Source organism: Promicromonospora soli, from assembly GCF_014653785.1.
Lineage (GTDB): Bacteria > Actinomycetota > Actinomycetes > Actinomycetales > Cellulomonadaceae > Promicromonospora > Promicromonospora soli.
This window is the reverse complement of the sequence record NZ_BNAS01000001.1, coordinates 448604-465965: the sequence shown is the minus strand read 5'-3', so window position 1 is coordinate 465965 and position 17362 is coordinate 448604. Positions and strand designations below refer to the sequence as shown.

Sequence of the window (17362 nt, the reverse complement as noted above, 5' to 3'; positions counted from 1 at the left end):
ACTCCTCGTCAGCTGAACCGGTCGACGACCTTGGCGTACCCGCCGATGATCGGAAGGAACCAAGGCGGTCCGAAGTGGCCGGGGACGGCGGGGTACGGCAGGTGCTCCCACAGGTTCCGCGACGGCTTCCCGAGCATCGACAGCGCCATCTGCTTGCCCATGTAGGTCGCCATCTGGACCCCGTGGCCGCTGTAGCCGAGCGAGTAGTGCACCCCGTTGCGCTCCCCGGCATGCACCATCTGGTCCATGGTGAGGTCGACGAGCCCGCCCCAGGTGTAGTCGACGCGCGCCGAGGAGAGATAGGGGAACAACGTGCTCATTGCGCGCTTGAGGATCTCGGCACTCTTGAGGTCGGAGTCCGGGCTGGACAGCGCGAACCTGGCCCGGCCTCCGAAGAGCAGGCGGTTGTCCGGCGTCAGGCGGAAGTAGTACGTGAGCATCTTGTTGTCGGCGGCCTGCCGGTTGCGAGGCAGGATCCGCTGGGCCGTCTCGAGCGGCAGAGGCTCCGTCACGATGATGAAGCTGCCGACCGGGATGGTCCGCCGCTGCAGCCACGGCGTCAGCGATCCGGTGTAGCCGCTGGTCGCGACCAGGACCCGGTCGACGTCGATCACGCCGCGCGTCGTGCGGACCGCGTGACCGCCTCCGGGACGGGCGGCCAGCTCGGTGACCTGGGCGTCCTCGCAGATCGTGACCCCTGCCCGGGTGCCGGCCTCGGCGAGCCCGTGCACGAACTTGCCGACATGGACCCCAGCCCCCAACGGGTCCACCATGCCGCCGGCGTAGAAGTCGGTGCCGATCTCGCTGTGGAGGTCCGGCTTGTCGACGACGGTCACGGAGTAGTCCGCGAGCTTCGCCAGCGTCTCCTGCGTCTGACGCATCTGGCCGACCTGCTTGGCGTTCATGGCCAGCGTCAGCTTGCCGGAGCGCTGGAAGTCGCAGTCGATCGAGTGCTCCTTCACCAGCTCCTCGATCGTGTCGATGGCCTGGTTGTACTCCGAGAACATCTCGAGGCCACGGGCCTGGCCGTATCGCTTGATGGCCTTGCCGAGCCCGATCGCGAGACCGGTCGTGGCCATACCGCCGTTGCGACCGGATGCGCCCCAGCCGACCGTGTGCGAGTCGAGCACGACCACGGATGCGCCGTGCTGCGCGGCCTCGAGGGCAGCGGACAGGCCGGTGAAGCCGGCGCCGACGATGGCGATGTCCGCGCGCTCGGGCACGGGGGTCCGGCGGTAGTCACCGGACGGCGTCGCGGTGTCGAGCCAGTAGGGCGTGAGCTTCACATTTCCTCCTGAGGTGCGCCGGGTCAGATGCCGAGGAGCGAGTTGAGCTCGTCCAGGGACTTTACGGTGGTGTAGTTGTAGGCCGGGCTCTGAACGTCGTAGCCGCGGTCGAGGTAGACCTTGTTCGTGAACCCGAGGTCGTCGGCGGGCATCAGGTCGTAGCGCACGTGCGAGGAGACGTGGAGGAAGTCCTCCGGCTTGGCCCCGAGCTGGTCGAGCATGTACTCGAACGCCTGGTAGCGCGGCTTGTAGAAGCCGGCCTGCTCCGCGGTGTAGACCGCGTGGAAGTCCGCCCCCAGCTTGGGGACGGAGACGTCGAGGTACTTGGTGTCGGCGTTCGACAGGATCACGAGGGCGAAGTTGTCGCCGAGCTTCTTCAGCGGCGCGGGAACGTCGTCGTGCGGCTCCCAGGAGTACACCGCGGCGGCCAGCTGCTGGCCGGCGTCCTCGTTGACCTCGAGCCCCCACTTCTTGCAGGTACGTGCGTAGGCGTCGTGCAGGACCTGGTCGTAGGCGTAGAACTCGCCGCAGACCTGGTCGTAGCGGTACTTGCGGAAGTCAGTGAGGAAGATTTCGATCTGGTCCTCGGTCAGACGGTCGCCGAGCAGGCGACGGGTGGTGCTGACGATCTCGAAGGAGATCAGCGTGCCGTAGCAGTCGAAGGACACGTACTGCGGGCGGGGGATTGAGGTCGACATCGTTCGTTCCAGTCGGTGTGCGGAGCGGTCGTGCGGGCGCCGTCGTCGGCGTGCACCGAACATAGCGCAAGACCTGACGATTGTCGACAGTCGGCAGAACGCTGTTGACAGTTGCCTGCTGGGGGCAGAGAATGCTGGAGGCAACGTGGCGGCGGCCGACCAGCGGTGCCGGCGGTGACCGAGGGGAGTCGATCGTGGCTGTGTCGGGTCTAAGTGGGCTGAAGACGTTCGAGCGGAAGTCGACCTCTGATCGCATCAGCGAAGAGCTGCGGCAGATGATCATCGAGGGGCGGCTCAGGCCCGGCGAACCGCTGGCTGAAACTCGGATCGCCGAGCTGCTCGACGTGTCCCGTGCCCCGGTGCGCGAGGCGCTCCAGCAGCTCGTCCAGCAGAAGCTGCTGGTCTCTGCGCGCAACCGGGGTGTCTCGGTGGCGGCTTTCACGGCTTCGGACATCTGGGAGATCTACGACGCACGATGCGCGATCGAGAGCCACGCTGCCGGAAGGATCATCGACGGCGGGCCGGGCACTCGGGCCCGTGCGACTGACGCCTTGCGGGCGGTGCTGGACAGGCTGCGCATCGCTCTGAAGCAGGGCGATCGCCGGAAGATATCGGCCATTGACCTGGAGTTTCACACCACGCTGGTTGCCTCTGCGGGCAACTCGCGCCTCGACGACGCCTACTCGATCCTCTCGGCTCAGACCCTGGCGTGCATCAACAGGCTCGAGATCGCACTCCCGTCCGGCGAAGAGCTCGTCGACGAGCACGGCGTCCTCATCGACGCCCTCGCGGCCGGTGAGCGAGAGACGTTGCTCAAGGCCATCAACGACCACCTGACCCTGGCCGCGAGCCATCTCACCGGGTCGCAGCCCTCTAGCAACTGACCCCGCGCGCGAACCTGGCTGCCCCGGCGCTCGCCGGGCACTGATCCGCGTAGGCGCGACTCGTGCGCGAGCCACTACCACGACGCCCGTCCCCGGAGATCCTCAGTTTTCTGTCGATCTCCCGGTGACGGGCGTCCGTCGTTCGAGTGGCGTAGGGCTGCTCCCGAACTCCGGGCGCGCTCAAGCTCCAGTGAAACGAGATGTTTACAGGCGAGTGTCGACAATCGGCGATCATCATGGTTGTATGTGGCAAGCCATTCACCGCCTGAAGGGAAACGACATGAGAGTGCAACGAAGCAAGCTCGCCGCGTCAGTCTTTGGCGCCGCGCTGCTGATGACGGCCAGCGGGTGCAGCGCCCCCGCCGCCACCCAGGAGGCGCCTGGCGCCGACGCCGGCTCCGCCGAGGAGCTGCCGCAGGTACAGCCCGACCCCGAGGCGATCAAGCTGCTGCCGGGAGACCTGCAGGAGGGCGGCACGATCACCATGGCCGCGGACCTGCACTACCCGCCCACCTCGTTCCTCGCCGAGGACAACAAGACGCCCGTCGGCTACAACGTCGACGTCGCCCACCTGTTGGGTGAGGCGCTCGGGCTCGAGGTCGAGGTCAAGAACGTGACCTGGGACGGAGTGATCCCCGGCATCGCCGCTCACCGCTACGACTTCACCGCCACCAACATGAGTCCGACCCCCGAGAGGCTCGAGGTGCTGGACATGATCACCTACTGGGAGGCCGGGTCGTCCCTCATCGTGGCGACTGGCAACCCCCAGGGCCTGAGTCTGGCCGACCAGTCCATCTGTGGCAAGAAGATCTCGGTGATGTCGGGCAGCACGCAACAGGAGACGTTCCTGCCCGAGATCTCCCAGACGTGTGAGGCCAACGGCGAGGACGCTGTCGACGCCGTGGTCCTGGCGGACATCCAGGGTGCGCTCACCCAGCTCGCGTCGAAGCGCATTGACGGCATCTTCTCCGACACCTCGCAGCTGGCCTGGGCGGCGCAGCAGCAGCCGCAGGCGTTCGAGCTGCTCTCGCCCCAGTACCAGAAGAAGGAGGGCGACTCCATCGTCGCCCTCGGCCTTCCCAACGACTCCCCGCTCACCCCGGCGTTGCATGCCGCGATGCAGCACCTGATCGACAACGGGGCGTACCAGGCCGCGCTGGACCGGTGGGGGCTGGGCGCGGGGGCCATTCCCACCTCGAACATTCTGAACTAGACCGATGGCTCCAGATACCGGCCTGGTCGAACGCGACCGAACTGAGGAGGCGAAGGCTATGGATGCCACTGACAAGCCGCGGCTGCACAGGCGCGGACCGCTCGAGTACGTGGCCTGGGCGGTGTGCGTGCTGGTTGCCGGCGGGCTGGCCCATACCCTGGTCACGAACGAGAACTATCAGTGGGACGTGGTGGGCCAGTACTTCACGGCTCCGACCATCTTGGAAGGCCTACGGCTGACCATCGTTCTGACGATCCTGGCGATGCTCTTCGGGGGCATCCTGGGCATGGTCGTCGCAGTGATGCGGGCCTCGACGGTGCGCCCGGTCCAGCTCCTGGCGTCGGGCTACATCACCTTCTTCCGGGGAACCCCGGTACTGGTGCAGCTGATCTTCTGGTTCAACATCGCCGCGTTGTACCCGAACATCGCGGTCGGGATCCCGTTCACCGGCATCTCGCAAGCGGTCGACGTGAACGCGCTGATGAGTGCGACCACCGCGGCGATCATCGGCCTGTCGCTCAACGAGGCGGCCTATCTCGCAGAGATCATCCGGGGTGGCTTCGCGTCGGTGGACAAGGGCCAGATCGAGGCGGCCGACTCGCTCGGGATGAGCGCCCGGAAGAAGCTGTTCCGGGTGATCATCCCGCAGGCGATGCCCACCGTCGTCCCGGCGACCGGGAACCAGATGATCGGGATGTTCAAGGAGACGTCGTTGGTCAGCGTGCTGGGTGTGGCCGAGCTGCTGCAGAGCACCCAGCTGATCTATGCCCGCACCTACCAGACCATCCCGCTGCTGATCGTGGCCTGTCTGTGGTACCTCATCATGACGCTGGCCCTCAGCTACCCCCAGTCCTTGATCGAGAAGAGGTATTCCCTCGTGAAATCCCGGGTGAGCAGCGAGGCCGCGGTCGACCCTGTGCCGCTGGGTGGTGAGGCGCGATGAACGGCGACGGAACCGTCTACGCCCGCGGGCTGCGCAAGTGCTACGGCGACCGGGTGGTGCTCGGCAGCATCGACCTGGACGTCAAGTGTGGCGAGATCGTGTGCGTCATCGGCCCCAGCGGGTCGGGCAAATCCACGCTGCTCCGTTGCATCGACGGGCTCGAGGAGGCCGACCGGGGGATCCTCAGGGTGAACGGCGAGGACCTCGGGTTCGTCGAGACCGAGACCGCCTACCGCGCGCGCAACCGCAAGGAGGTGGCGATGCAGCGCACCCGGATCGGCATGGTCTTCCAGCAGTTCAACCTGTTCCCGAACATGACCGCGCGGGAGAACGTGATGGCCGGCCCGGTGCTGGTCAAGGGTGTCGCCAAGAAGACGGCAGCCCTGCGAGCGGACTCGCTGCTGGCAGACGTCGGCCTGTCCGGACACGGCGACCACTATCCGTGGCAGCTCTCGGGCGGCCAGAAGCAGCGCGTGGCGATCGCCCGTGCCCTCGCCATGGATCCGAACGTGATGCTCTTTGACGAGCCGACCAGTGCCCTGGACCCGGAGCGGGTCGGGGAGGTCCTCGCCGTCATGAAGGGCCTGGCCGAGCGGGGGATGACCATGCTCGTGGCCACTCACGAGATGGGCTTCGCCAAGGAGGTGGCCGACACCGTGATGTTCATGGACGGCGGCGTGGTCGTGGAGCAAGGACCGCCCACTGAGGTGCTGGGCAACCCCAAGGAACCACGGACGCAGAAGTTCCTGGAAAAAGTGCTGTGACGTCGGACGGTCCGCTCGCAGTCATCGGCGTCGGCAGTGTCGGCACCATGGCGCTGTGGCAGGCCTCGAAGCTGAGCGTCCCCGCGGTCGGCTTCGAGGCTGCGTCGCCGGCGCACACCCCCGCAGCGCCGTGGGCGGCGACACTCGGCTGTTCCGGATGACACTCCGAACGGTGCGGGGGTGGTCAAGGACGCGCGGGTTCGCGCGGTCCGTGAGCTCCCCGGCGGTGCCCGGTCAGGAGCTGTGGGAGATGCGTCGTCGGAGCTGACTGATGCGGATGGTGCCGATGACCATGGCGACGATCCCGACGCCGATCCCCGCGATGAGAAGGGCGAGCGCAAGGGGCACCGATCCCTGCATGCCGAGGAACGTCACCAGCACCAGCTCGGTGTTCTGCAGCATGAAGATGATCAGAGCGACCAGGACGAGGGCCGCGATGCAGACCCCTACCCAGGCCGCGCCCGCACGAGTGCGTGGAGCCCTCCGGCCGGCACGCGGCACAGCGTCTCGACCGGGGACTGCTCTGCCGGGATCACCGTTGGTGGCGGCGCCGAGGGGGTGGGTGGCCAAGATGGCCTCCTTGCGGTTCCGGGCCCGCGCACCTCAGCTGGGGCGCGTTCGCCCGGATAGTCCGATCCTACGCCCGGTGCGCGGCCGGGCGTGGGGGCCTCAGCGACCGTACATACCCGCGACGGGGCAGGTGAAGGGGTCGCGGGCTTGTCGCTCCACGTTGTTCAGGTAGGAGATGACGATCCGGTAGGACGTGAAGAATCCGACCTCGGTGTAGGCCACGCCGAGCTGGGAGCAGTACTCACGCACGAGGGACTGAGCGTGCTTGAGGTTGGGCCGGGGCATGCTGGGGAACAGGTGGTGCTCGATCTGCCGGTTCAGCCCGCCCATCAGGAGGTCGATCACCCAGCCGCCCCGGATGTTGCGGGACATGAGCACCTGCCGGCGGAGGAAGTCGATCTCGGCGGTCGCCGGGACGATCGGCATGCCCTTGTGGTTCGGGGCGAACGCCCCGCCCAGGAGCACGCCGAACACGGCGAGCTGTACCGCGAGGAACGCGATCGCGAGCCGTGGTGGCAGCAGGAGGAAGAGGACGCCGACGTACATGGCGAGCCGCGTGAGCAGGACAGGTGCCTCGACCCAGCGATGGGGCAACGGTTCGCGGCCCAGAACTGTGCGTACGCTCGCGACGTGGAGGTTGAGGCCCTCCAGCGTGAGCAGGGGGAGGAAGAACCAGCCCTGGCGGCGAGCCAGCCATCCCCGCCAGCCCCGGCGGCCGGCCATGACCGCGCGAGTGAACGCGATGACCCCTGGTGAGATGTCCGGGTCCTGTCCCTCCTGGTTCGGCGCAGCGTGGTGCGCGTTGTGCTTGGTCGTCCACCATCCGTAGCTCAGCCCCACGAACGCGTTCGCCAGGATGCGCGCGGCCCAGTCGTTCCACGCCCGTGAGCGGAAGACCTGCCGGTGCGCGGCGTCGTGCCCGAGGAACGCGAGCTGCGCCAGGACGAACGCCATCGCTGCCGCAAGGGCCAGCTGCCACCACGACTCGCCGAGCAGCACGATCCAGACCCACACACCCGCCAGGGCGCCGATCGTCAGGCCGAACCGCGTCCAGTAGTAGCCGTGGCGCCGTCGCAGCAGGCCGGACTCGCGGACGATGCGCGCGAGGACCGAGTAGTCGTTCGTCACCCGACGCGCGGCCCGGCGTACGCGCTCGACCGACCCCGGAACCTGGGGGTTCTCACTCGAAGCGGACACGCTCGGCCTCCGTCTCGAGCTGCGGGGGCAAGGCCGTGTCCAGCACGCCACGCGGGCTCAGGACTACCTCCTGCGGCGCCCCGGAGGACGAAGGAGTGGTGGCTTCCATGATCCCATCCGACCATCAAAGCCGGTTGGTCGCCTCACGTTCGTCGGCGTTCAGGCAGGCGGTGCAGCGCCTTGCACCCAGCCGACGACGATGACGGCGGCGGTTCGTCGTCTTCCAGGCCGGGCTCGAATCCACCTGATCGGCTCGGCGCTGGAGAAGGACAGCTCGCCGCGGGGCGGCAGCCTGTGCAAGCACCGATGCAAGCCGGGCCATTCCAGAGCTGGGGCTCGAAAACACCGGGATGGACAGGGCTCCCGGCTCGAGAGTGGCAGGGGATGACCGCGCAGCGGTGACTCCGACAGCAGCCGATCGCCTACGAAGACGTGTCCTTGGTCAGATGCCGAGCATGAGGTTGAGCTCGTCCAGGGACTTGACCGTCACGAGGCCGTAGCCGTCCGGCACCGGGTCGCAGCCACGGTCCAGGACCACCAGGTTGCGGAAACCCATGTCGTGCATCGGCAGAGGGTCATAGCGGGTGTGCGACGACACGTGCACGAAGTCCTCCGGCGATGCATCGAGCTGGTCGAGCATGTACTCGAACGCGGCGTACCGGGGCTTGTAGAAGCCTGCCTGCTCGGCGGTGTAGACGGCGTGGAAGTCGGCTCCGAGCCGGGGCACGCTCTCGGCGAGGAAGGAGTCGTCGGCGTTGGAGAGGATCACCAGCTTGTAGTGCTCGCCCATCTTCTTCAGCGGCGCGGGCACGTCCGGGTGCGGGCCCCAGCTCCTGACGCCGTCGGCGAAGCGCTTCCCGGCGTTGGGGTCGGCCTCGATCCCCCACTTGCGGCAGACCCGCTCGAAGGAGTCCTGCAGCACCTGCTCGTAGGGGTAGTACTCCCCGCTGACCTGGTCGTAGCGGTACCCGCGGAACTCGGCGACGAACTGGTCCCAGTGCTCCGCGGGGATCTGGTCACCGACCAGCTCCTTGGTGATGGGCGTCATCGGCCAGCTGATCAAGGTGCCGTAGCAGTCGAACGAGACGTACTTCGGCCTGAAGTTCGGGTGGCTCATCAGGGGGGTCCTCTCGGGTGCTGGGTTTACCGAAGGGACCGTATGGCCCTATCTCGTCGATTGTCAACAGTCCACAGTCTGCGGGCGATGTGCAGGTCCGGGGCCGCGATCCCTTGGGCTTGCCGCACCCAGGCGCCGCTGCGTCCCACGACAAACCGCGCGTGCTGCTGAAATTGTTGACAATCGACACCGACGCTCGTAGGTTGCGTTGGGAGCCCGGCGCGACCCGGCGGCCCGAAGCTCGAGCGCCGGCAACGAGGCCGACGGTGATCAGGGCGCCAGCGCCCAACTGTCTTGGGAGAGGACGAGCGGATGAGCACGAGTGGAGCCGACGTGGCCGTGATCGGCCTGGGGGCGATCGGGTCCATGACCCTGTGGCGCCTGGCGGAACGGGGCGTGACCGTCCACGGCTACGAGCGCTTCGGCATTGCGCACGACCGGGGTGCCTCTGCGGGTCAGACTCGCCGCTTCTCGGTACAGAGCCAGCGTGAGCCTCGCCTCACGCCGCTGGCCGTGGAGGCTCTCGGCTTGTGGCGCGAGCTGGAGGAGCACACCGAGCGCGAGCTGCTCCGGCAGACCGGCGGTGTGGTACTCGGGCCGGAGGGCACTCCGGAGATCCTCGCTGCGAACGCGTCCGCCCGGTACAACGGGCTTCCTCACGAGGTGCTCGACGCCGCCGCCCTCGGCCCGCGTTTCCCGCAGCACGTGATACGGGCCGGCGACGTCGGCGTGACCGACCCCCTGGCGGGATACCTACGGCCCGAGGCGAGCGTCGCCACCGCCGTGGAACGCGCGTCCGCCCTCGGTGCCGCCGTGAGCCCGTACACCGAGGTGGTCGCGGTCGAGCCGCGGGAAACCGGTGTCGCGGTCGTGACGCGGGGCGGCGAACAGGTCTACGACCGCGTCGTGCTCGCACCGGGTCCGTGGGCGGGCGAGCTCGTCCCCGGGGCGGGTCAGCGCGTCGTCCCCCGACGGATCGTGCAGGCCTGGTACCTCGCCCGGAGCCCGCGCGACTACCACCCGGACGTGTTCGGCGTCTTCGAGCGCGTAGGCGACATCCAGGCGTACGGGTTCCCCACGCTCGACGGTGCCACGGTGAAGGTCGGCATCAAGTTCGAGACGCACCCGGAGGTCCGCGATCTCGCCAACGTCGACCGCGTCGTCGACCCGGCGTTCGCATCCCGGGTGGCGGCCGCGGTCCGCGAATTCTTCCCAGGCCTGCACCCGGATCCGGTCAGCCTCCAGACGGGGGTCGAGGGGTTCAGCCCTGACAGCATGCCGCTGCTCGGTCCCGCCACCTCCGATGCTCGGCTCGTGGTGGCCTGTGGTTTCTCGGGCTCCGGCTTCAAGTTCGCCACGGTCATGGGCGAGATCGCCGCCGACTTCGCCACGAATGGTTCGACCGGCCGGGACGTGTCGTTCCTGGCGCCCGGCCGGCATCTGCTGGAGCCATCGACGAGCAGATGACCGGGATCCGGTCGTCCCGGGTGGCGCAGCGCAACGAAGTGACTGCCCCTTCCGGGGAGACTGGCCGGCGAGGAAGCTGCGGCTTCGAGCTCAGTCGCGACCGTTCAGGATCTCGATGACCCGCCTGGCGTTCTCCTCGACGTGGCTGCGAACCTGCTGGACTGCGGTGGCGGTGTCGCCGGACTCGATGGCCTCGAGGATCACCCGGTGCTCCGCGAGGATGTCGTCGGGGTGCTCGAACTCGCGATCCTCCAACGACAGCACGGTCAGGTAGAAGCGGAGCTCGACCATGAGCTCGGCGTAGAACTCGTCGAGGCGGCTGCTGCGCAACATCGCGACGATCGCGGAGTGGAATGCCAGGTCCAGGTCGACGATGCGAAGCGGGTCGTGCGAGGCCGCTGCCTCGACGAGCTCGTCGTACGCCGTCCTCAGTGCCGCCAGCTCAGGCTTCCCCGCCGGGCCGGAAACGGCCGCGGTCTCCAGCACCTCGCGGGCGGTGTAGAGGGCGTCGACCCTCTCCGGCGTAGGTGAGATGACGACGGCGCCGCGGTTGACCTGATACTGCACGAGCCCGCTCTGCTCGAGGATCCGGACCGCCTCCCGCACCGTGTTGCGGGCGACACCCAGCTCCGTCGCTATCGCGCTCTCCCGAAGCCGGTCGCCCGGCGCGAATGCGCCGGCGACGATGCGCGAGGCGAGGCCCGCGGCCAACTGCTGCGCGGCCGTGGACCGCTGTACCACCAGACCTTCGAGTGCTGACATGCCATGAAGAATAGTCCCTCCGAGGGTCTTGTGCACTACAGCGCAACTGTCCTACAGTTGCGCACATGGCAACGACGAAACCAACGGGCGACGCGCTCTGGAACCCGCAGGCACAGATGCCGACCGCACGGGCCAAGCGCCTCGTGCTGACGGGAGGTGAGGGTGCGTGGCTGACGAGCTCGACGGGGCGGCGACTCCTCGACGCCACCGCGAGCCTGTGGCACGCGAACATCGGCCACGGACGGGCTCGTCTCGCCGATGTCGCATATCACCAGATGCGGAAGCTGGAGACGTACCACACGTTCGGTCGCTTCGCGAACGAGCCTGCCCTCCACCTCGCCGACCGCCTCGCTGAGATCGGGCCGGTGCCGGACGCCAAGGTCATGCTCACCAGTGGCGGCTCCGACTCGGTCGACCTGGCGTGCAAGCTGGCGCGCCGGCACTGGCAGCTCGAGGGCCGCCCCGAGAAGACGATGATCCTCAGCCGCGTCGGTGCCTACCACGGTCTCCACGCCTACGGGACCAGCGTGGCCGGCCTCCAGTACAACCGGGACGGCTACGGCACCTCCTCGCTGGTCCCGGAGACGGCGCGGGTCGCCACCAACGACATCGCGGCGGTCCGACGCTCGGTCGCCGAGATCGGCCCGGAGAACATCGCCGCGATCATCGCCGAGCCGGTCATCGGCACGGGGGGCGTCATCGGTCCCGCCGAGGGATACCTCGAGGGGCTGCAGGAGCTCTGCCGGAGCCACGACATCCTGTTCATCGCCGACGAGGTGATCACAGGCTTCGGCCGGACCGGGAAGATGTTCGCGTCGCACCGGTGGGACATCCAGCCGGACATGGTGACGATGGCCAAGGGCATCACCTCCGGCTATGCCCCCCTGGGCGGGGTCCTCGTGTCGCCACGCATCTCCGAGCGGTTCTTCGAGGGCGCGGACGCGCCGATCTTCCGTCACGGCCTCACGTACTCCGGTCACGCCACGGCCTGCGCGGTGGCCCTCGCCAACCTGGACGTGATCGACGAGGAGGGCCTGGTCGAGCAGGCGGGCAGGCTCGAGACCGTGCTGGCGAAGGCGGTCGAGCCCCTGCGTGACCACGAGCTGGTCGAGGAGGTGCGTTCCGGAGCCGGCTTCATGGCGGGAGTCCACCTGCACGAGGGCATCAACGGCGACGCGATCGCCGAGGCCTGCACCGATGCCGGAGTGCTTGTCCGGGTCATCCACGACAACACCCTGCAGATCTGCCCGCCCTTCGTCACCACCGAGGACGAGGTCGAGCTGATCGCCGACACCATCACTCAGGCGCTCGACGCCTACCAGCACTAGGAGAAGAATCCATGCGTATCTCAGTGGTCAGGGAGATCAAGCCGGCCGAGCGCCGCGTGGCGCTGACCGACGCCGGGGCACGTGCTCTGGTCGCGGAAGGCCACGAGGTGCTCGTCGAGAGCGGGGCCGGCGTCGGATCGGGCATCCCGGACGAGGCCTACGAACGAGCCGGGGCCAAGATCGTCGGCACCGACGACGCGTGGGCGGCGGAGCTGGTGGTCAAGGTCAAGGAGCCGGTGGCCGCCGAGTACGGCCTGCTGAGCGAGGAGAGCGTCCTCTTCACCTACCTGCACCTGGCCGCCGACCGGCCACTGACCCAGGCGCTCCTCGACAACCGCGTCACGGCCATCGCCTACGAGACCGTTGTCGACGACCGCGGCGAGCTGCCGCTCCTCAAGCCGATGAGCGAGGTCGCCGGTCGCCTTGCCGCCCACGCCGCTGGGCAGTACCTCATGCATCCGTACGGTGGACCCGGCCTGCTCCTCGGGGGCTCGCCCGGCGTCCCGCCCGCCAAGGTCACCGTGCTCGGCGGGGGAGTGGTCGGCACCCAGGCGGCCTCGCTCGCCGTGGGCATGCGGGCCGACGTCACGATCCTGGACACCTCGTCGCGCCGGGTGCGCGAGCTCGAGGAGCACTTCGGGAGGTCCGCGCACGTTCTGCAGTCGGCAGGCGGACCGGCGATCAGCGCTCTTCAGGACGCCGACGTCGTGATCGGAGCGGTGCTCGTACCCGGAGCCGCAGCGCCGAAGCTCCTCACACGTAGCGACCTCGGCCTGCTCAAGCCGGACGCCCTCCTCATCGACGTAGCCATCGACCAGGGAGGCTGCTTCGAGACGTCGCGGCCCACCACCCACGACGCACCCACCTACGTGGTGGACGGCATCACCCACTACTGCGTGGCCAACATGCCAGGCGCCGTCCCGCGCACGTCGACCCGGGCGCTCACGAACGCGACGCTGCCCTACGTGCGCCGCCTGGCCGGGCTCGGCGTGGACGAGGCGCTGGAGCGCGACCCGGGCCTGCGGAGCGGCCTCAACACCCGAGCCGGGACCATCACCCACGACGCCGTCGCCGCGGCATTCCGCTGAGTGCGGAGAAGGAGACAGAAATGACCCGGACAGAAGTCGCCCCAGCACGCGTCGACGTGACCGACGTGCTGGCGGGCGTGCCACGAGACCTCTTCCTCGGCGGCAGGTGGGTGCCCGCCGCGAACAAGGATCGGATGCCGGTGGTCAACCCCGCCACCGAAGAGGTGCTGACGGAGGTCGCCGACGCCGGCGCACGGGATGCCCTTGCCGCTCTGGAGGCGGCCGAGCGGGCTCAGGAGTCCTGGGCCCGTACCTCCGCCCGGACGCGATCGGAGATCCTCTACCGCGCGTTCGAGCTGACCGTCGAGCGCACCGAGCAGCTGGCGCTCCTGATGACGCTCGAGATGGGCAAGCCGCTGGCCGATGCGCGCGGCGAGGTCGCCTACGCCGCTGAGTTCTTCCGCTGGTTCGCCGAGGAGGCGGTCCGGATCGACGGGGGCTACTCGCACCGCCCCGACGGGGCCGCGCGGAACCTGCAGGTCAGGCAGCCGGTCGGTCCATCCCTGCTGATCATCCCGTGGAACTTCCCGCTGGCGATGGGTGCCCGAAAGCTTGGTCCGGCGATCGCGGCCGGCTGCGTCAGCATCCTGAAGCCCGCCCCGCAGACGCCGCTCTGCTCGCTGGCGCTCGCGGAGATTCTCGCCGAGGCCGGCCTCCCGGACGGCGTGCTCAGCGTCGTGACCACCAGCCGGGCCGCGGACGTCGTCACGCCGATGCTGGAGAGCGGGGTCATCCGCAAGCTGTCCTTCACCGGGTCCACCGAGGTCGGCAAGCTCCTGCTCGCCCAGGCGTCGCGCAACGTCCTGCGCACCTCGATGGAGCTCGGCGGCAATGCGCCGTTCCTGGTGCTCGAGGACGCGGACCTCGACCGCGCGGTCGACGCGGCGTTCCAGGCGAAGATGCGGAACATGGGCGAGGCCTGCACGGCCGCCAACCGGTTCTTCGTGCACGCGACCGTCGCCGAGCAGTTTGCGGGACGGCTGGCCGAACGCATGGGCGCCCTGACGGTCGGTGACGGCACGCGCGACGGCGTCGACGTCGGACCGTTGATCGACGAGCCCAGCCGCGAGAAGGTGCGCGTGCTGATCGACGACGCCGTCGACCGTGGTGCGTCGGTTCTCGTCGGCGGCGGTCGCCCCGACGGACCCGGGTACTTCGTGGAACCGACGGTGCTGACGGGTACTGATCCCCGGAGCGCGCTGACTTCCACCGAGATCTTCGGGCCGGTCGCCGCGATCCAGACCTTCACGAGCCTTGACGACGCGATCCGCCGGGCGAACGACACCGAATGGGGCCTGGTCGGGTACGTCGCCACCCAGGACCTCGACAACGCACTCAACGTGGCTGAACGCCTGGAGGTCGGCATGGTAGGCATCAACTCCGGCGTCGTCTCGACGCCGTCGGCGCCGTTCGGCGGCGTGAAGCAGTCCGGTCTCGGGCGTGAGGGCGGTCGGATCGGGATCGACGAGTTCCTCGAGACCAAGTACATCTCGATCCCGGTGCGGCCATGAGCGGCCCGCGCGCGTACACCGTCGACGTGATCGCCGGCGACGGGATCGGCCAGGAGGTCATGCCCGCGGCGATCACCTGCATCGACGCGATCGCTCCCGCCCTGGGCTTCACGGTCACCTGGCGCGACCGGCAGTGGGGCTCCGACCACTACCGTGCCAACGGCCGGATGATGCCGGTGGACGGCCTCGACCAGCTCGCCACCGGTGACGGCATCCTGCTGGGTGCGGTCGGCGCCCCCGACATCCCGGACGACGTCACGCTCTGGGGGCTGCTGATCCCGATCCGCCGGGAGTTCCACCAGTACGTCAACCTGCGCCCGATACGGATCCTCCCGGGCGTGGTCTCGCCCATCGCCGGCCTGGACGAGCTCGACCTCGTCGTCGTCCGGGAGAACGTCGAGGGGGAGTACTCGGAGATCGGCGGCCGGGTCTACCGCGGGCGCCCGGAGGAGACAGCCATCCAGGAGGCGGTGTTCAGCCGGACCGGGATCGAGCGGGTCGCCAAGTACGCCGTCGACCTCGCGAGCCGGCGCCAGGGACGCCTCGTCTCCGCGACCAAGTCCAACGGCATCATCCACACGATGCCGTTCTGGGACGAGGTCGTCCGGGAGTGCGTCGACGCGAGCCCTGGCGTGACGCTGGAGAGCGTCCTGATCGACGCTCTGGCCGCGCGGGTCGTGCTCAAGCCCCGGACGCTCGACGTGATCGTCGCGTCGAACCTCTTCGGCGACATCCTCTCCGATCTGGCGGCCGCCGTCGCCGGGTCGATCGGCGTGGCCCCGAGCGCCAACCTGAACCCGCCTCGGCAATACCCGTCGATGTTCGAGCCGGTGCACGGTTCCGCGCCCGACATCGCGGGCCGGGGCATCGCGAACCCGGTGGGTCAGATCTGGGCATCAGCCATGATGCTCGAGCACCTCGGCGAGCCCCTCGGCGCCCAGATCCTGGTCGACGGCATCGAGTCGGCACTGGCAGACGGCGTCCGAACGGCTGACCTGGGCGGCACAGCCACGACGACCGAGGTCGCGGACGCCATCACGCGCCACTGCCTGGACGCGATCGCGACCAAGGGCGAGGACGCGCATGAGTACCAGCACTGATCTCGCCGACGAGGTTCGTCTCGAGCACGATCTGCTCGGCGGCTACGCCGTACCCGCCTCGGCGCTCTACGGGGTCCACACCGCCCGGGCGCTGGCGAACTTCGACATAACCGGTGACACGCTCGCGCGCTACCCGCTGCTGATCGAGGCGCTGGCGGCGGTCAAGCAGGCCGCGGCCGCGGCCAACCGCCGGTGCGGGCGGCTGGACCCGAGGATCGCGACAGCGATCATTGGCGCCTGCGAGCAGGTGCGCCGGGGTGAGCACCACGACCAGTTCGTGGTCGATCCCCTCCAGGGCGGTGCCGGCACCTCGACGAACATGAACGCGAACGAGGTCATTGCCAACCTCGCCCTCGAACGTCTCGGGCGGGACCGGGGCGCGTACGACGTCGTGCACCCGCTCGAGCACGTCAACCTCGGACAGAGCACGAACGACGTCTACCCCACGGCGGTCAAGCTTGCGCTGCACCGAGCCGCGGGAGACCTCCAGGAATCGTTGGAGCTCCTGCAGCGAGCCTTCGTAGTCAAGGCTGAGGATCTTGCGACGACGGTCAAGCTCGGTCGTACCCAGCTGCAGGACGCCGTCCCGATGACGCTGGGCCAGGAGCTCGGCGCCTTCGCCGGCATGCTCGCGAAGGAGAGAACTGCGCTGGCCGGTGCCCGCCGGCAGCTGTGCGAGCTGAACCTGGGAGGAACCGCGATCGGGACGACGCTCAACGCGCACCCCGACTTCCGGGTCTACGCGCTGGCGGAGCTGAGGAGCATCACAGGCATCCCGGAGCTGGGCTCAGCGGCCGACCTCGTCGAGGCCACCCAGGACACCGGAGCCTACGTCCACCTGTCCGGCGTCATGAGACAGGCGGCCGTCAAGCTCTCCAAGATCTGCAACGACCTGCGGCTGCTGAGCTCGGGCCCGCGTGCGGGTCTCCACGAGATCAGTCTCCCGGCCGTCCAGGCGGGATCGAGCATGATGCCCGGTAAGGTCAATCCGGTCATCCCGGAGCTCGTCAACCAGGTCGCGTTCGAGGTCATCGGCAACGACCTGACCGTGACGCTCGCGGCGGAGGCCGGGCAGCTCCAGCTCAACGCGTTCGGGCCCGTCATCGCACGTTCGCTGCTGGATGGTGCGGCGCATCTCGCCGCGGCCGTGCGTGCTCTCGCGGAGCGTTGCGTCGCAGGCATCACCGTCAATCGCGAGCACCTGGCGAATCTCGTGCCGGACTCCCTCGTCACCGTGACCCACCTCAGCCCGGTCCTCGGCTACGCGCGGGCAACCAAGCTCGCCGTCGAGGTGGACTCGGTGGGTGGGGGAGTCCTTGACCTGGCTGTGAGCAAGGGTCTGCTCGACGACGTCCAGGTCCGGCAGATCGAGGAAGCCGCAGCGGCGCTGCCTTGCGCCCCCGGCGCCATGGCGTGAACGCCATCTTTTGACGG

18 protein-coding genes are annotated in these 17362 nt (G+C 68.7%); 11 read left to right on the top strand and 7 right to left on the bottom strand.

Features of this window, described 5'->3' with window-relative positions; all coding sequences use genetic code 11:
- Positions 1–8: 8 nt before the first annotated feature.
- Complete coding sequence (locus IE250_RS02105) at positions 9–1286, bottom strand: NAD(P)/FAD-dependent oxidoreductase (RefSeq protein WP_189667603.1); 1278 nt, start codon at positions 1284–1286, stop codon at positions 9–11.
- 23 nt (positions 1287–1309) lie between these two features.
- On the bottom strand, positions 1310–1984 hold the full coding sequence (locus IE250_RS02100; RefSeq protein ID WP_189667602.1) for a haloacid dehalogenase type II: 675 nt from the start codon (positions 1982–1984) through the stop codon (positions 1310–1312).
- 80 nt (positions 1985–2064) lie between these two features.
- On the opposite strand from IE250_RS02100, the gene IE250_RS02095 reads away from it, so the two are divergent.
- The 5 genes from IE250_RS02095 to IE250_RS02075 all read left to right on the top strand — a co-directional run bounded on the left by IE250_RS02095 (position 2065) and on the right by IE250_RS02075 (position 5949).
- Positions 2065–2868, top strand: coding sequence for a GntR family transcriptional regulator (locus IE250_RS02095; protein WP_189667601.1), 804 nt, complete (start codon positions 2065–2067; stop codon positions 2866–2868).
- A gap of 280 nt (positions 2869–3148) precedes the next feature.
- Complete coding sequence (locus IE250_RS02090; protein WP_189667600.1) at positions 3149–4081, top strand: ABC transporter substrate-binding protein; 933 nt, start codon at positions 3149–3151, stop codon at positions 4079–4081.
- A gap of 58 nt (positions 4082–4139) precedes the next feature.
- Complete coding sequence (locus IE250_RS02085) at positions 4140–5024, top strand: amino acid ABC transporter permease (RefSeq protein WP_189667599.1); 885 nt, start codon at positions 4140–4142, stop codon at positions 5022–5024.
- Positions 5021–5788 carry an amino acid ABC transporter ATP-binding protein gene (locus IE250_RS02080; RefSeq protein ID WP_189667598.1) on the top strand — a complete coding sequence of 256 codons (768 nt, stop codon included), beginning with the start codon at positions 5021–5023 and terminating at the stop codon, positions 5786–5788. Before IE250_RS02085 ends, IE250_RS02080 begins: the two co-directional genes overlap by 4 nt.
- Entirely contained in the window at positions 5785–5949 is a 165-nt protein-coding gene (locus IE250_RS02075) for a hypothetical protein (RefSeq protein WP_229872059.1), read from the top strand. Before IE250_RS02080 ends, IE250_RS02075 begins: the two co-directional genes overlap by 4 nt.
- A gap of 73 nt (positions 5950–6022) precedes the next feature.
- On the opposite strand, the gene IE250_RS24315 is transcribed toward IE250_RS02075, so the two are convergent.
- From IE250_RS24315 to IE250_RS02060, 4 genes are all read right to left on the bottom strand, one after another.
- A complete protein-coding gene (locus IE250_RS24315) occupies positions 6023–6358 on the bottom strand; it encodes a LapA family protein (protein ID WP_229872058.1) in 336 nt (111 codons plus the stop codon).
- A 99-nt stretch (positions 6359–6457) separates the two neighbouring features.
- Complete coding sequence (locus IE250_RS02065) at positions 6458–7555, bottom strand: fatty acid desaturase family protein (protein ID WP_189667597.1); 1098 nt, start codon at positions 7553–7555, stop codon at positions 6458–6460.
- Positions 7539–7664, bottom strand: coding sequence for a hypothetical protein (locus IE250_RS24770; RefSeq protein ID WP_268247767.1), 126 nt, complete (start codon positions 7662–7664; stop codon positions 7539–7541). Before IE250_RS24770 ends, IE250_RS02065 begins: the two co-directional genes overlap by 17 nt.
- 333 nt (positions 7665–7997) lie before the next feature.
- The gene (locus IE250_RS02060) at positions 7998–8672 is read right to left on the bottom strand and encodes a haloacid dehalogenase type II (protein ID WP_189667596.1); all 675 of its coding nucleotides are present in this window, start codon (positions 8670–8672) and stop codon (positions 7998–8000) included.
- A gap of 312 nt (positions 8673–8984) precedes the next feature.
- Here IE250_RS02060 and solA point away from each other — a divergent pair, with 312 nt between their 5' ends.
- On the top strand, positions 8985–10139 hold the full coding sequence (solA, locus tag IE250_RS02055; RefSeq protein ID WP_189667595.1) for an N-methyl-L-tryptophan oxidase: 1155 nt from the start codon (positions 8985–8987) through the stop codon (positions 10137–10139).
- A gap of 90 nt (positions 10140–10229) precedes the next feature.
- Here solA and IE250_RS02050 read toward each other — a convergent pair whose 3' ends face one another.
- The gene (locus IE250_RS02050) at positions 10230–10901 is read right to left on the bottom strand and encodes a GntR family transcriptional regulator (RefSeq protein WP_189667594.1); all 672 of its coding nucleotides are present in this window, start codon (positions 10899–10901) and stop codon (positions 10230–10232) included.
- Between the two features lie 65 nt (positions 10902–10966).
- Here IE250_RS02050 and IE250_RS02045 point away from each other — a divergent pair, with 65 nt between their 5' ends.
- The 5 genes from IE250_RS02045 to IE250_RS02025 are packed head-to-tail and all read left to right on the top strand — an operon-like array spanning position 10967 to position 17345.
- Positions 10967–12229, top strand: a complete 1263-nt coding sequence (locus IE250_RS02045; RefSeq protein WP_189667593.1) for an aminotransferase family protein — start codon at positions 10967–10969, stop codon at positions 12227–12229.
- 11 nt (positions 12230–12240) lie between these two features.
- A complete protein-coding gene (gene ald / locus IE250_RS02040) occupies positions 12241–13317 on the top strand; it encodes an alanine dehydrogenase (protein WP_189667592.1) in 1077 nt (358 codons plus the stop codon).
- A gap of 20 nt (positions 13318–13337) precedes the next feature.
- Entirely contained in the window at positions 13338–14828 is a 1491-nt protein-coding gene (locus IE250_RS02035; RefSeq protein ID WP_189667591.1) for an NAD-dependent succinate-semialdehyde dehydrogenase, read from the top strand.
- A complete protein-coding gene (locus tag IE250_RS02030) occupies positions 14825–15928 on the top strand; it encodes a tartrate dehydrogenase (protein WP_189667590.1) in 1104 nt (367 codons plus the stop codon). Before IE250_RS02035 ends, IE250_RS02030 begins: the two co-directional genes overlap by 4 nt.
- Complete coding sequence (locus tag IE250_RS02025) at positions 15912–17345, top strand: aspartate ammonia-lyase (protein ID WP_189667589.1); 1434 nt, start codon at positions 15912–15914, stop codon at positions 17343–17345. The genes IE250_RS02030 and IE250_RS02025 overlap by 17 nt, the downstream gene beginning before the upstream one ends.
- Positions 17346–17362 lie beyond the last annotated feature (17 nt).